A 12,929-nucleotide genomic window follows, 5' to 3' on the forward strand; every position below is an offset into this window, starting at 1 on the left:
GATCCCATCGTCAGCCTGCCAGCCGTGGCCGCCTGACCAGCCCGGCCAAGCCGGCAGCGTGGTGGCCCTCGGGAGCTACACCACCATCAGGGACACGACCCGATCACCCCGCCAGAAACCCTCGGTTGGTGCACAAGACGGCTTTGTGCAAACGCGAGCATAAGGCTTTCACATTGAAACGCTTACGGTTGGTGCCATGAACGTTGTGGAGGTCGGCTGAGGGCCAGAGTTTCGCATTGGCCGCCCCGCCTTGAGCGGCAAAGCACGGAAAAGAATGAGCATCGGGACCCATGGTTGGGAACCCCCGCGAACCAAGGCCGACGAGCCGTTCCGGGTCCTGCGAGCCCGAACGGATATTGAAATGACGAAGGTCAATGAAGGCGGCGACACCGCCTGGGATGCGGCGCGCCCGAGCGAGGCGCACCTCTCGCGCTACCATCGCAGCTACAAAATGACGACGGACCACCCGGAGCGGTTCTATCGGCTCTGGCATGAGGCGATGGCGCATGCGCTACTGCTCGAGCAGCAAGGCGATCGGACCTACCCCCTGCATGCCGGCTTGACCGCCATGCAAATGGCGGAGGGCGCTCGGTCTCACGCCCGCTTCTTCGCCCTCATGCTGGCGGAGGCTCCAGCGCAGGAGGTGGCCCATCTCGAGACCAAGATCGCGGTCTACACGGACATGGCGTCGGACCCCGATGAAATCCGACGCTCGCGCACCTCCTGGATGGTGGAGGCTGCGCTGCAGCAGGATGCCCGTGATCTCGGGATCACCCTGACCAAGACCCCCAGCGCGCCTGGCGGCGAGAGCTGGCACTGAGGGGCCCCGCCATGAACTTCCTCGTGTATGATTTCGAGGCGTCCGGGCTTGCCGTTGCTTGGGACGTGCCGCTGCAGGCCGCCTTTGTGGAGACCGACGGCGATCTTCGCCCGCTGCGCCAGACCGTCCTGAGGGCACGATTGCCGGCCCATGTGGTGCCCGCTCCTGAAGCACTTCTCATCACTGGCCTCGACCCCGACAGGATCGAGGCCGCGCCGCTCTCGCAGCTCGAGCTGATGCGGGCCATCGCCAGCATCCTCGACGCCGCTTCACCGACCACAATTCTGGGTTACAGCAACCTAAAGTACGATGATGAGCTGCAGCGCCACATTGCCTTTAGGACGTTGCACCCGCCCTATGCGACTTCGATGCCAGGATTCCAGCGTGCCGATGTGCTGATCATGCTTCGCGCGGTTGCGATGCTGGCGCCGGACGCGATCACTATCCCGGTGACACCGCACGGCAAGCCCACGATGCAGCTGGGGCCGGTCTGCCGTGCCAACGGCATAGCATTTGCCGAGGCGGACGCTCATGACGCGCTGAACGACGTCCATGCCACGATCGCGCTCTTCAGGCTTCTGCGAGAACGCGCGCCGGCCGTCATCACGGCGATGATGACCAACGCCCATAAGAGCGGCCCCGCGGGACTGCTCGCTGGCCCTGGACCGGTCGGACTCGGCCTGTTCAACCGCATGATGCCGGCCGGCGGGATCATGCCGGTGCCAGGCAATGCGTCGTCCTGGGCGGTCGCCGATTTGACGGTCGATCCGGCTTATCTCGACGCCACGCCCGAACAGCTCGGTGAGCTTCTGTTCGCCAGGGGCGAGCGCCCGATCCGACTGGTCAAGACCAATGCCCAACCGATCCTGCTACCCTGGGAGATGGTGGCTCCCGACGCACAGGGCGAGATCCCCTCGGCCGGCCATTGCCAAGCCCGTCTGGCCCGGATCCGGGGTCATGCGCGCTTCCGCGACAACCTCGCGATCGCGCTGTCAGGTCGCTTCACCGGTAAGGAGCCGAGCCCGTGGCCGGATGCCGCCCTGTACAGCGGCGGCTTCATCAGCCGGGAGGACGCGATCACCTCGCGGCGCTGGCACGAAGTTGCGTGGGATCAGCGGGTGCGGCTCGGCCGCGAGCTTCTTGGCGACGTCAGGCTGAAAGCCTTCGCCAATCGCTGGGCGTGGCTGGAATCGCCCGAGGAGCTCTCCGTTGCCGAGCGCGAGAAGGGAGCGGCCTGGTTTGCCCACCGCCTCGACACGCTGGAGGATGTGCCCTGGCTGACGCGCCCAGCCGCCCTGCAGCGCATCGCTGCCCTGAAGGCCGTTGCCGGTCCGGCTGAGCCGGACCGGTTGCGGCAGCTCGACGCCATCCAACGCTGGATTGCCGGGCGCGGCCGGACGTTTTCGCAAGCCGCGTGAACCAGGGCACCATGGCCGACATCAGGAAGGCGCTCCGGAACAGGAGCGCCTTTGTCGATTTCCGAGAAAGCGGAGGTGAAGCGCAGCCAATGGGGCTGTGACCCACAGGAATCGACGACCATGACGAACAACAACCAGGACAGGAGCATCACGCCGATGGCGACCGGTGAAGAGGGCGGCGGTGATCACCCGCTCGGGCCTATCCGCGACCCGCTCGCCGACGCTACTGAAGGCCTCGGCAACGACCCCTCGTTGGGCGAGCTGATCGCGGTGCGCGATCACGCACCCGATCTCAAGATCGTCGCGCGCGAGGCGAAGCGCTGCAACGACGAGGCGCAGCGACTGCCTTACGGCCTCGAACAGACCAACGAAGATCGTATGGCGCAGGTCGGGCTGCAGATCGTCGGCTTGAGCTGCGCCGCCATCGTGGCGATCTGGCCGACCGACACGGTCGAAGACGCCGACGCCAAGCGGGCGCTCGCCCGGGAGACGCAGCCGCACTATGGCGACACTGACTTCGAGGTCGCGCCGATGCTCTCAGTCGAGGATGCAATTCGCATCAGGCTGCACCGCGCCGCCTTCGACGTCGGTGCGCTCGTGGTGCCTCCGGGCCCGGCTGTGCCGGCGCACTCCGACCGGGGTCTCGCGACCTGGCCGCTGTCGCGGTTCGATCTCGTCGATGCGGTGCCGCTGACGTGGGGCCTGGCGACGCTGGATGCGCGCGGCATCGCCCGGTGGGGCGCCTTCGTCGAGGCGTATCCCGACCTGACCGCGCTGGTCGACCGCTTCAGCACCATGATCACCATCGCCGATCGCCTCACGGTGATCGCCAATCGCAACGAGCGCGACAGCGCGCCGATGCGCCGGGCCGTGGAGGGCGCGCGCATTCTCGGCTATCTCGCCGCGGCGCGGGCGGCAATCTGGCCGGCGATGCTCCACTCGGCCGATGCGCAGGCCAAGCTCAGGCTCGTCGCGCTGATCAACGATCGCGCCTGCCGGCACGATCCGCTGCATCAGCAGGCAGCGATCCGGCATCTCGTCAGCGAAGCCAACTGGATCGCCAAGCGCTTCCGGTTCGGCGGCACGCTCGAGCTCGAGCCGTCGTGGATCCCGATTGCGTAGCGGTATCGCCAGAGCGACAGGACAGGACGATGGCGCCCCTGTGGGGGCGCCATCAGCGATTTCAGGACCGGAGGGAGAGTGCGGCCGGATGGTCGCGACCCACGAGAAAAGAGTTCAACATGAGCAAGAATGACCAGGGCGGGCGCTCGCTTAGCCCACGCACCGGTGGCCCGGTGGATGAGCCCGGCGACCGGACGCTGCGCGACCCGATCGCGATGGCGGTCGAGATCATCAGTGGCGAGGATCCGAGCATCGCGGAGCTGGTGGCCTTCCGCCGCCAGCCAATCGACCTGAAGGCGGCGGCGCGCAACGCCAAGAGCCTGTCAAACGAGGAGTTCCGGCTCAGCCTCTCGAAAAAGCTCGGCGACCGCGACTACGACTTCGCCTGCGCCGGGCTTAAGATCATGAGCCTGAGCCTGGTTGCGCTCACCGCGATCTGGCCGGCCGGCGACCTCGACCACTGCGAGGCCAAGCTCGCGCTCGCCGAGCAGACCGGCGCACTGCACCATCGCCGCGACAAGACCTACGTCTCGACGATCGACGCGACGCTGGCGCGCCGCATCCGCTGGAAGCGGGCGGCCTTCGCCGTTCCCGAGCTGATGCTGCCTCCCGCCCCGAGCGCGCCGCAGGGCGACAGCCGCGGGCTTGCCATCTGGCCGCTCGAGCGCTGGGACCTCGCGCAGGGGCTTGAACTGCGTGGAGGCCCGCCGGCCTACGCTCATACCCGGGTCACCGCCTGGGTCGCCTTCGCGAAGGCCGCGCCCGATCTCGACAATCTCCTGCAACGCGCCCGCAACATGTTCGAGACCTGCGACCGGCTGATCGCGCTGGCCCAGCGCGGGCCGGAGAATGCGAGCGAGCTGATGGTCGCAGCCGATGCCGCGCGCATCGCCGGCTACCTGGCGGCGGCGCAGGTCATGATCTGGCCGGTTCACGACCGCGCCGCGCTGGCGATCAAGAAAGAGATCGTCGCGTTGATCAATCTGCGCGGCGAGATCGGCGATCCCGTCCACATGCAGGCGGCGGTACGCCACGTCACGGCCGACGCGGCATGGGTCAAGTCCCTGCCTGCGGACGCTCGTGATCGGCTCAAATTCGATTGGTCCGAGCTGGTTTAGCAGCCCAGCCGCACGAGAAATGACAGCGAGGGCAGCGCCTGCAACGGCGCTGCCCTTTTTGATTGAGGAAGACGGAGGAACAGCGACTGCCAGGAGCAGATCACCCCCATGGAATTAAGGCCAAGCAACATGAACACCACCAACCGCAGCGACCTGCTCAGCAGCATCGTCCTCGACACCACGCAGCATCAGATCACCGACGACCTTCTCGCGCTCGAGGCCCGGTTCCGACAAGCGGAGAGCGAGATCGAGATGCTCGCGAACTGGCGCAACGCGCTTCCGGATCTGCTTCCGATCAGGGGCTGCGCGCAGGCCAATGCCGACCAGGTTCGCCGGCTGATCAAGGGTCTCGCCCGCGAGCCCGAGCTGGTCGAAGACTGGATCGACGTCGCCAATGCGCTGACGGTGCTCGTCAACGCCGCGAACCTCGCGCTCCTGCTTCTGCCGCCTCGTAGCATCGACGACGCCTGGGCCGGCAGAAACTTCGGCTTCCATCTGCTTCGCCATACGAAGCGCCATGGCGATGGCGAGGAACTCTCGCTGGCGCGCCGCGCGACCAGCGCCGTGATGTCCGAGCCCGGCGGTCAGGACCTGCCGAGCGACGCCGCCGGCATCCGCGACATGATCGAGACAATGGCGCGCCGGGCGAGCGCCCTGCAGCCGAAGCCGCTCGCGGCCACGCCTGGTGGCACGCCGGCCGTTCATCCGCTCGAGCACGCCGCCAGCCTGAAGGCCTTCTTCGCGAAGCGGCAGAACCTTATGCGCTGGTACAAGGCTGCCTGCCAGCTGCTGCACAACACCGAAGGCTTCGCCACGAGCGGGCTGCCGGCGAGGGTCGTCGAGGATGCGACCGAAGGCGCCATCATCCTCAGCTACGCGCGCCTGCTGCGCGTCGCGCTCTGGCCCGCCCGCGATCAGCGCGATGTCGAGGCAAAGCTCGCGGCCCGAGATCTCGTGCGGGCCCGAACGGCCGACCCGGAGCGGCTCGGAGCGCTCTTCGAGATCGCGCTCGAGCAGGGTGAAATGGTCGCCGGACAGTCGACGCGGTTCATCAACATCGAACCGGCCGGCTGAAGGCCTCCCACCGATCCGGAATGAATGCTGGGAAGGCGTGCCGTGCGCGGCGCGCCTTTCGTCATGACGGGGCGGACCGTGAAGGGGCGGACAGGCCGACCCCAAGGACAATCCAGATCATGACCGACAACACAGCACCGTCCCTGCGTGACCTCGTCTTCACGACCGGCAGCATGCCCGTCATCGACGAGCTCGCTGCGCTCGACATGCTCCTGCCGGAGAGGCCTGACACGCTGGAGCGCCATGCCGCGCTGCTGGAGCGGCTGCCGTCGCTGCTCGACCTGCGTGGCCGGGCGCTGCTGCATGCGCAGCAATACGAGCGCTTCCTCGCGCTAGCCGAGGTCGATCCCTTATTGCTCGAGGACCGGGTCGATACCGCCAATGCGCTTGCGATCCTCGCTCATGCCGGCGAGATCGCGATGCTGCTCGTCCCGCCGAGCGCCCCCGAGGATGACTTCGCTCAGGCTATGGTCGCGCAGGAGCGGGCCCGGCAGTACGGCGGTGGCGACGGCCGCCACGATCCAGCGCTCATGAAACGGGCGTTACGAGCGACCTATCGCCCGGGCGGCATGCGGCTCACATTAGGCGGGCGCGTCCCTGTCGGCATGGAGATGGCGGCGCGTCGCTTTCGCGGCGCCGTCCTCCCGGAGCGGGATGAGACCGAGACGGGTGCCGGCGTCTACCACATCGAGGATGCTCATGCCCTGGAGAACTGGTTCAAAGCGCCTCCCTATCTGAGCGCCTTGCTTGATGGTACACGGCAGCTCTTCGCCGCGATCGAAGCCTGGTCGGACGCCGAGGAGCCGGGGCCGTTCTGGTATGCGGCGCGGCGTGGCGCCCTCATCCTCGCCTATGCACGGCTCTGCCGTATCGGGCTTTGGCCAGCACGCAGATCCGACGACCTCGTCGTGAAGATGGCGGTGGAACGGCTCGTCTCAGAGCGCTTATCCGATCCCGATTCCATGCGCGCGCTCGTCGAGATCGCGCTCGGCGTCGGGCGTCGTATCGCCCGGCAGGGACCGCCCTTCGTGACGGTTCTCGGCGGCGTTGAGCTGTGAGCCCGGTCATGAACAGCGTGACGCCAACCGCCTCCGACGACGCCGAGGCCGAGTTCGTCCAGAGCTGGCGCGACCATGAGAACCGGGTCCTGCTCGGCCATCTGCGCCAGCAACGTCCCGATGGCGGGGAGGCTGAGACGCAGGAAGAGCCCGGTCAGGATAAGCCCGAGTCCGCCGGCCCTGCGATCGAAATATACGATCCCGACCGGCTGGCTCGCCGCCTTGGCCATGGAGACGGGTTCGTCGGTGATCCCGCTGAAAACAGCAACGACGAGGACGCCGCGCAGGCGCGCCAGACCAAGCTCTGGAACCGGATGCAGGCGGATGAGCGCGGCCCCTGGCGCAAGCTCGTCATCCCCGACGAGGCGATGATCGAGCGGATAGCCGGTCTCGATGCGATCTCTCCGCAGTTCTCGGAGGTGACGGCCTGGATCGTCAGGACGGCCCGGCTCGCATCCGTGACCGGCACGCCGCTGCGGCTCGATCCCGCCGTGGTGGTCGGCCCGCCCGGCATCGGCAAGACCTTCTACGCCCGCAAGCTCGCCGAGGCGCTCGGCGTGCCGAGCGAGGTCATCGCCATGAACCTGATGACGGACCGGGGCTTGGCCTTCTCCGGGCTGGCCCCGGTCTGGCGGGCGTCAGGCCCCGGCAAGGTGGCAAAACTCCTGATCGAGGGCAGCCATGCCTGCCCGCTCATCGTCATCGACGAGATCGAGAAGGCTTCACCGATCAATCCCCGCGAGACGCCGGAGAATGTCTTGCACAGCCTCCTGGAGCGGGAGAATGCCGCCCGCTTCGTCGACGAGTTCGTCGATCTCCCGATCCGCGCCGACCACATCTTCTGGTTCGCGACGGCCAACAGCCTCGACCCGCTGCCGGAGAGCATCGTCGACCGGCTGATCGTCTTCCAGGTCGCACTGAAGGAGGCCGAGATGCTCGCCATCCAGAAGAGCATCTTCCACGAGGCGAACCTGCGCGTCGGGCAGAGCTTCGCCGAGCCCGAGATTGCGCTGTTCCAGGCCACTGCCGGACACAACCCGCGCACCCTGTCACGTCTCTGGGACATCGCGATGGGCTTCGCCTGCGAGGCTGGGCGGCGACACCTCGTCGCCGCGGACATCCGCGGGGCCGAGCAGGTCCTGCTCGCCGGGAAAGAGGGCGCGAGGGCGCCGATCGGGTTCATCCGTCCGGCCACGAGGGGAGAGAGGAGACGAGAGCGAGGGTGAGAACGGGAATGCCCCCGGGAAGCCCGAGACGACAGGAATCGAAAATCATGACGACCATGACGAACAGCGAGGGCCAGACCATCCCGGCGATGCTCCGCCGCATCCGGGAGGAGGGCAGCACGGCCGCCGTCACGCACTATGTCGAGACGCGCTGGCCCGCCATCGGGGGCAAGAATCTCGCTCCGCTCCCCGAACCCACCTTCCTCGACCCCGAGTTCTCCGAGGCCTACCAGCCCGGCCATGTCGCCTATGTCTATGTCGCCGGCTCCGGCGACACGCTGAAGGCGCCGGACCAGCCGACCGGCCTCCATGGCCTGGCGCGACGCTTCGCGCTGCCGCTGTTCAAGATCTCCGCGACGGCGTCTGAGAACGCGCTCGCCCGGATCGAGGACATCAACCTTGAGCGCTATGCCGGCATGTACGAGGCCGAAGCGGGTCTCGCCTGCGATCCGGGCTACGACAACTGGCGCCTCGTCCTCATCCACCCCTCGCGCAAGCCGATGCGGGGCGCGCCTATCGAGGCCCGCCCGCGCGTCATCCGCGTGGTCCTGCCGAAGGGGCTCTCCCTGATCGGCTTCGAGAAGGAACTGCATGAGCGCCTGAGCCCGGCGGCTCTCGGCCGCTGGATCTCGTCTCCTGCCGGCCGCAGGCACTGCGCGGATCTCGATCTTGACCCGCGCGAGGCCATGCGCTTCACCGGCTACAACACCGGTGAGGGCGAGCGCGTCAGCCGGGCGGACGAACTCTATATCTTCAAGCCGCGCCTCGATGGCGGGCGCCTCCTCTGCATCATCGAGCGCATCGTTCATGACTATGTCGTGCGCGACGCTGCCGCCGATCGTCCGGCCTGGGGCTGGGTCGCGGTTAACCAAGGCTACCGGCGCCGCGCCTGACAACCTAGACGGCGGCTTCGGAAAAGCCGCCGTTCGTGCTACGTTCTAAATGCATCGAGATCGATTCGGGTCGCGGTCGAAGGCCAGCGGGATTCCTCCACACACTGGGATACCCCGCCCCTCCGGCTTCCGATGGAAAGCGCATGTTGCCGCGCGCTTGATGTCGCCAAGGCAACGCCATGCGATCGCCGGGGGCCGCATGGGTACGTCACCGGAGGTCTTGGTTGCTGGGCTTCGGGCTCCGCCGCCGCGATGTTGGAACGAATTCGGGGTCGACGTAAACAGATCCCGCTGGGCAGTAGCGTTGAGACCCGCGAACCCAGCCGTGCCGGGAAAGTGCCACCCCGGGCGAATTCGAGTGAGGCACGGAAATAATCTCGCCGAGAGGCGGGATCTTCCGTGGATTCTGCTCGATGTTCGCAATGCGTGGCGAAGGCGCCCTACGCGCCGATAGGGTCATCCCGCTAATCTTCGTCTCCGGAGTACCGGTGCGACGGTCACGGAAGAGCCAGGGTCATCATGACCATGGCTAGAAAAACCCCATTTAAACAGGCTGATGTGAAGCGCGCCGTAGCAGGCGTGCTTGCAGCTGGCGTTCCCATCGGTCAGGTCAAGATCACGGAAGATGGCGAGATCATCATCTCCGCGTCTTCGGCTGACCCCAATGCCCAGCCTTGCAACCCCCTCGATCAGTGGCGGCAGCGTCGTGCGCGTGAAGTTGAAGGGCGTTAATCGCGTCCGGAAGCGTCTCGCCGATGGGACGGTCCGAATCTACCACTATCACCGTGCAACTGGCGAAAGGCTTGAAGGCAAGCCCGGCTCGGCCGAGTTTCTGGCTTCTTATACGAAGGCCGAACAAACTACCGCCCAGCGTCACAAAGGGACTTTCAACGATCTGATCCGTGCCTATACGGGCTCGGTTGAGTTCGCCGAACTCGCGGCCTCGACCCAGGCCGAGTACAAGCGGATGCTGACGAAGGCGGAGCCGCGCTTCGGCTCGATGCCGATCGCAGCCCTGGACGATTCCCGCGTGAAGGATGACCTCCTCGGCTGGCGTGACGAAGTCGTCCGTTCCTCGGGAAAGCGCGAGGGAGACAATCGGCTCACGACGATCTCCGGCATGCTGAGTTGGGCCGTGAGCCGCGGCAAGCTCACCGCCAATCACATCCTCGGCTTCAAGCGCCTTTATTCCTCCGACCGTTCGGACATCCTCTGGCTCGAGGAGCATATCCGCGCCTTCATGGCAGTGGCGTCGCTTGAGATGCAGCAGGCCCTCATCCTCGCGCTCCACAGCGGCCAGCGCCTAAGCGATCTGCTCCGGGCCGCCTGGACCAACTACGACGGCAAGTTCCTTCGCATCCGCCAGTCGAAGGGCGGCGTGGTGGTGACGATTCCCTGCACGAAAGCGCTGCGAGCCATGCTGGACGGCATGCCGCGAAACGCTACCGTCATCCTGACGTCGGCGACGGGGAAGCCGTGGAAGAAGCGCTACTTCTCGGATCAGTGGAAGGAGGCAGGCGATGCCGCCGGCCTCACCGATCTGCACTTCCACGACCTGCGCGGCACCGCCGTCACCATGCTGGCGGAGGCCGGTTGCACGGTTCCAGAGATCGCCGCGATAACCGGCCATTCGCTCAAGACGGTGACCACGATCCTCGAGAAATATCTCAGTCGGACGAGGACGCTAGCGGAGGCCGCGATCGAGAAGTTTGAGAACGCACCGGCAACGGATTTTGCAAACCGTTTGCAAACCGGGCCGGTCGGTAAGCCCGGCACTTAGCCTAAGTTATTGAAAAGATGGCGCGCCCGAAAGGATTCGAACCTCTGACCCTCAGATTCGTAGTCTGATGCTCTATCCAGCTGAGCTACGGGCGCGTGACAGCGAGGCGGTTTAAATGGCCACCAGCGGCTGACGGATGCGGACTTAACGGCTCACGCCGCTCTTGGCAAGCCCCGTTTGCCGACTTCCTGCGCTTTCTGCTTCGAGCGCGGCACGGGGACGCCTGGCCTTCAGCCGTGCTTTCCCCTCAGCAGAGCCGGATGCTGGGCTTCGGACCCTCTGTCCCGTTCAGCTGCCTCGCCGTCCAAAAATGCGATCCGCTCGCCGCCACGCCGCGGTTTCGGCAGTTTCTCGGCGATGCCATAGAGCTCCTCGCGCCGGTCCATCTCGCGCCAGATTTCGCCGGGCGTGATGCCGAGCTCGCTCCACAGCACGACGAGATTGTAGAGGAGGTCGGCGCTCTCGCGAATCACGGCCGGACGATTGTTCTGCACGGCCTCGATCCCGACCTCGACCGCTTCCTCGCCGAGCTTCTTGGCCATCTTCGGCACGCCTTCGCGGATCAGCTTGGCGGTTCGCGATCGGGCCGGGTCGCGCGTCCTGGCCGCCAGAACGGCAGCATAGAGCCTCTGCACCGAATCAGTCATCGGCACAGAATCAGGGCGCCATGTAAGGGTTTCGTGACGGTCCCGCCGCCGGCGTCGGTCGCTCATCGTGCCACTCCCGCAAACAGGCGCACCACCTCCCGGTAGACCTCGCGCTTGAACGGGATGATCAGCTCAGGCGTCTCCGCCAGCGGCACCCAGCGCCAAGCGTCGAACTCCGGCTTGTGACCGCCGCCGGGATTGAGAATGTCGATCTCGCTCTCGTCGCCCTCGAAGCGGAAGGCGAACCATTTTTGCGACTGGCCCCGGTATTTGCCACGCCAGGCTTCCTTGCCGATCTCGCGGGGCAGGTCGTAGCTCAGCCAGTCCGGCGCCTCGGCGAGAAGTGAGACCGAAGAGACATTGGTCTCCTCGCGCAGTTCGCGATAGGCGGCCTCGATCGGCTGCTCGTCTGCATCGATGCCCCCCTGCGGCATCTGCCATTCGTGGCCCGGCGCGACGTGTTCGCGCTGGCTGCGATTGGCACGGCGGCCGATGAAGACGAGGCCGGCCGGATTGAACAAGGCGAGGCCGACGCAGGGGCGATAGCCGGGAGGAGGTTTCGTCATCGCAGCGAACCGGTGGTCGAGGGATTGCGGAAGCCGCGGGCGGCGCTGACCGGGACGATGACCAGGTTCTTGCCCTCGAGCGTGCGGGCCCAGCGGGCGATCCGCTCGACCGTGACCGGCAAGGCGCTGGCGGTGGCGACGGCGGCGCCCTGGTCGCGGGCAAGGGTCTCGAGACGCTGCAGCTCCCTGTCGATCGCCTCGGCGCGTGCGACGGCATCAAGGGCGAGATCGGCCTTGAGCGCGGGGATCTGCGCCCGCGCCGCCACCGAGGCGAGCAGGCTGCGCGGCGAGGAGCCGTCGTCGACGACCATCAGCCCGCGCCCGGCGACTTCGCGCAGCAGCGGCGTCAGGGCGGTGTCATCCGCGGTGAGACGTCCACCGAGGAAATTGACGATGCCAACATAGCCGGTGAAACGGCCGAGCACCCATTGCAGCCGGTCGAGATTGTCACTGCCCTTTGGTCCGGTGAGCAGAGTGTGCGGGCCGGGATCGTTGTCGGGATAGTCGAAGGGCTCCATCGGCACCTGCAGGAAGACCTCGTGGCCTTCGCTGCGGGCGCGCTGCACGGTCTTCTCCAGCTCGGCGCCATAAGGGGCGAAGGCGAGCGAGACAGGGCCGGGCAGGCGCGTGATCGCTTCGCTGGTCGAGCTCTGGCTGATGCCGAGGCCGCCGACGAGGATCGCGATCCGGCCGGCAGGCTTGGCGGCCGGCGCAGGCCCGAGCGGGCGGGCATAGACCTGCGCAGGCGTCGCGCCATCGGGGCCCACCTTCGGCAGGATGCCGTGGCGGGTGCGCTCGACCAGGCGCTTGTCGGGGGCCGGCGCCAGCTTGACCGTGCCGTCATCGGGCACGGTGATGACGATGGCGCCGGGGGCTTCGGAGCCCGGCCTGACGACGGTGACCCCGGAGTCGGTTTCGAGCTGACTGGCGCTGGCGGGGCCACGCCTCTCCTCGGGCCTAGCGGGCTGAGGGGGAGCTTGGGCGATGTCGGTTGCTGGAGCCCGCTCGCGGATCACCGCGGTCGCGATCGGCTCGCCACCATGGGGGTCGCGCTTGAGGGCGGCATAGAGGGCGAGTCCGGCAAAGATGACGATCAGCACGCTGGCCAGGCCACGCGACAGCCAGCGTCCATACGGCTTGGACGCGCGAGCGCGCTTCGCCTGCCCGAGCGGCTGGTCGAGTTCGCTGAGCGGCAATCCGGCCAAGA

General features: G+C 66.9%; 12 protein-coding genes and 1 tRNA gene. 9 read left to right on the forward strand and 4 right to left on the reverse strand.

The features are described from left to right. Positions 1 to 361 precede the first annotated feature (361 nt). The 9 genes from ACFPOB_RS26310 to ACFPOB_RS26350 all read left to right on the forward strand — a co-directional run bounded on the left by ACFPOB_RS26310 (position 362) and on the right by ACFPOB_RS26350 (position 10,509). A complete protein-coding gene (locus tag ACFPOB_RS26310) occupies positions 362 to 820 on the forward strand; it encodes a hypothetical protein (protein WP_377801264.1) in 459 nt (152 codons plus the stop codon). 11 nt (positions 821 to 831) lie between these two features. After that, a complete protein-coding gene (locus tag ACFPOB_RS26315) occupies positions 832 to 2,238 on the forward strand; it encodes a hypothetical protein (protein WP_377801265.1) in 1,407 nt (468 codons plus the stop codon). A gap of 120 nt (positions 2,239 to 2,358) precedes the next feature. Further along, on the forward strand, positions 2,359 to 3,360 hold the full coding sequence (locus ACFPOB_RS26320) for a hypothetical protein (RefSeq protein WP_377801266.1): 1,002 nt from the start codon (positions 2,359 to 2,361) through the stop codon (positions 3,358 to 3,360). Positions 3,361 to 3,479: 119 nt separating this feature from the next. Further along, positions 3,480 to 4,478, forward strand: coding sequence for a hypothetical protein (locus ACFPOB_RS26325; RefSeq protein WP_377801267.1), 999 nt, complete (start codon positions 3,480 to 3,482; stop codon positions 4,476 to 4,478). Positions 4,479 to 4,607: 129 nt separating this feature from the next. Then, positions 4,608 to 5,552, forward strand: coding sequence for a hypothetical protein (locus ACFPOB_RS26330; protein ID WP_377801268.1), 945 nt, complete (start codon positions 4,608 to 4,610; stop codon positions 5,550 to 5,552). A gap of 119 nt (positions 5,553 to 5,671) precedes the next feature. Then, positions 5,672 to 6,610 (forward strand): hypothetical protein, encoded by a 939-nt coding sequence (locus ACFPOB_RS26335; RefSeq protein WP_377801269.1) that lies wholly within the window; start codon positions 5,672 to 5,674, stop codon positions 6,608 to 6,610. 8 nt (positions 6,611 to 6,618) lie between these two features. Next, positions 6,619 to 7,836: an AAA family ATPase gene (locus ACFPOB_RS26340; protein WP_377801270.1), complete on the forward strand. Its 1,218-nt coding sequence runs from the start codon at positions 6,619 to 6,621 to the stop codon at positions 7,834 to 7,836. A 47-nt stretch (positions 7,837 to 7,883) separates the two neighbouring features. Further along, positions 7,884 to 8,729 (forward strand): hypothetical protein, encoded by an 846-nt coding sequence (locus tag ACFPOB_RS26345; protein ID WP_377801271.1) that lies wholly within the window; start codon positions 7,884 to 7,886, stop codon positions 8,727 to 8,729. 664 nt (positions 8,730 to 9,393) lie between these two features. Then, positions 9,394 to 10,509, forward strand: a complete 1,116-nt coding sequence (locus tag ACFPOB_RS26350; RefSeq protein WP_377801272.1) for a tyrosine-type recombinase/integrase — start codon at positions 9,394 to 9,396, stop codon at positions 10,507 to 10,509. Between the two features lie 18 nt (positions 10,510 to 10,527). Here the strand turns inward: ACFPOB_RS26350 and ACFPOB_RS26355 are convergent. The 4 genes from ACFPOB_RS26355 to ACFPOB_RS26370 all read right to left on the reverse strand — a co-directional run bounded on the left by ACFPOB_RS26355 (position 10,528) and on the right by ACFPOB_RS26370 (position 12,927). Next, positions 10,528 to 10,604 (reverse strand) — tRNA-Arg (locus ACFPOB_RS26355). Between the two features lie 135 nt (positions 10,605 to 10,739). Continuing rightward, the gene (gene hisE / locus ACFPOB_RS26360; RefSeq protein ID WP_377801273.1) at positions 10,740 to 11,156 is read right to left on the reverse strand and encodes a phosphoribosyl-ATP diphosphatase; all 417 of its coding nucleotides are present in this window, start codon (positions 11,154 to 11,156) and stop codon (positions 10,740 to 10,742) included. Between the two features lie 62 nt (positions 11,157 to 11,218). After that, positions 11,219 to 11,722: an RNA pyrophosphohydrolase gene (locus ACFPOB_RS26365; RefSeq protein ID WP_377801274.1), complete on the reverse strand. Its 504-nt coding sequence runs from the start codon at positions 11,720 to 11,722 to the stop codon at positions 11,219 to 11,221. Next, positions 11,719 to 12,927 carry a divergent polysaccharide deacetylase family protein gene (locus tag ACFPOB_RS26370; RefSeq protein WP_377801275.1) on the reverse strand — a complete coding sequence of 403 codons (1,209 nt, stop codon included), beginning with the start codon at positions 12,925 to 12,927 and terminating at the stop codon, positions 11,719 to 11,721. Before ACFPOB_RS26370 ends, ACFPOB_RS26365 begins: the two co-directional genes overlap by 4 nt. Positions 12,928 to 12,929: the final 2 nt, after the last annotated feature.

It is taken from the genome of Allobosea eneae, assembly GCF_042657265.1.
In the GTDB taxonomy this organism is placed as follows: domain Bacteria; phylum Pseudomonadota; class Alphaproteobacteria; order Rhizobiales; family Beijerinckiaceae; genus Allobosea; species Allobosea eneae.

What these genes read in the sequence shown, in the direction of transcription:
- hisE (WP_377801273.1), bottom strand. Translation starts at nt 11,156, where the DNA reads ATGACTGATTCGGTGCAGAGGCTCTATGCTGCCGTTCTGGCGGCCAGG.
- ACFPOB_RS26320 (WP_377801266.1), top strand. Translation starts at nt 2,359, where the DNA reads ATGACGAACAACAACCAGGACAGGAGCATCACGCCGATGGCGACCGGT.
- ACFPOB_RS26325 (WP_377801267.1), top strand. Translation starts at nt 3,480, where the DNA reads ATGAGCAAGAATGACCAGGGCGGGCGCTCGCTTAGCCCACGCACCGGT.
- ACFPOB_RS26330 (WP_377801268.1), top strand. Translation starts at nt 4,608, where the DNA reads ATGAACACCACCAACCGCAGCGACCTGCTCAGCAGCATCGTCCTCGAC.
- ACFPOB_RS26350 (WP_377801272.1), top strand. Translation starts at nt 9,394, where the DNA reads ATGCCCAGCCTTGCAACCCCCTCGATCAGTGGCGGCAGCGTCGTGCGC.
- ACFPOB_RS26310 (WP_377801264.1), top strand. Translation starts at nt 362, where the DNA reads ATGACGAAGGTCAATGAAGGCGGCGACACCGCCTGGGATGCGGCGCGC.
- ACFPOB_RS26335 (WP_377801269.1), top strand. Translation starts at nt 5,672, where the DNA reads ATGACCGACAACACAGCACCGTCCCTGCGTGACCTCGTCTTCACGACC.
- ACFPOB_RS26345 (WP_377801271.1), top strand. Translation starts at nt 7,884, where the DNA reads ATGACGACCATGACGAACAGCGAGGGCCAGACCATCCCGGCGATGCTC.
- ACFPOB_RS26365 (WP_377801274.1), bottom strand. Translation starts at nt 11,722, where the DNA reads ATGACGAAACCTCCTCCCGGCTATCGCCCCTGCGTCGGCCTCGCCTTG.
- ACFPOB_RS26315 (WP_377801265.1), top strand. Translation starts at nt 832, where the DNA reads ATGAACTTCCTCGTGTATGATTTCGAGGCGTCCGGGCTTGCCGTTGCT.
- ACFPOB_RS26340 (WP_377801270.1), top strand. Translation starts at nt 6,619, where the DNA reads ATGAACAGCGTGACGCCAACCGCCTCCGACGACGCCGAGGCCGAGTTC.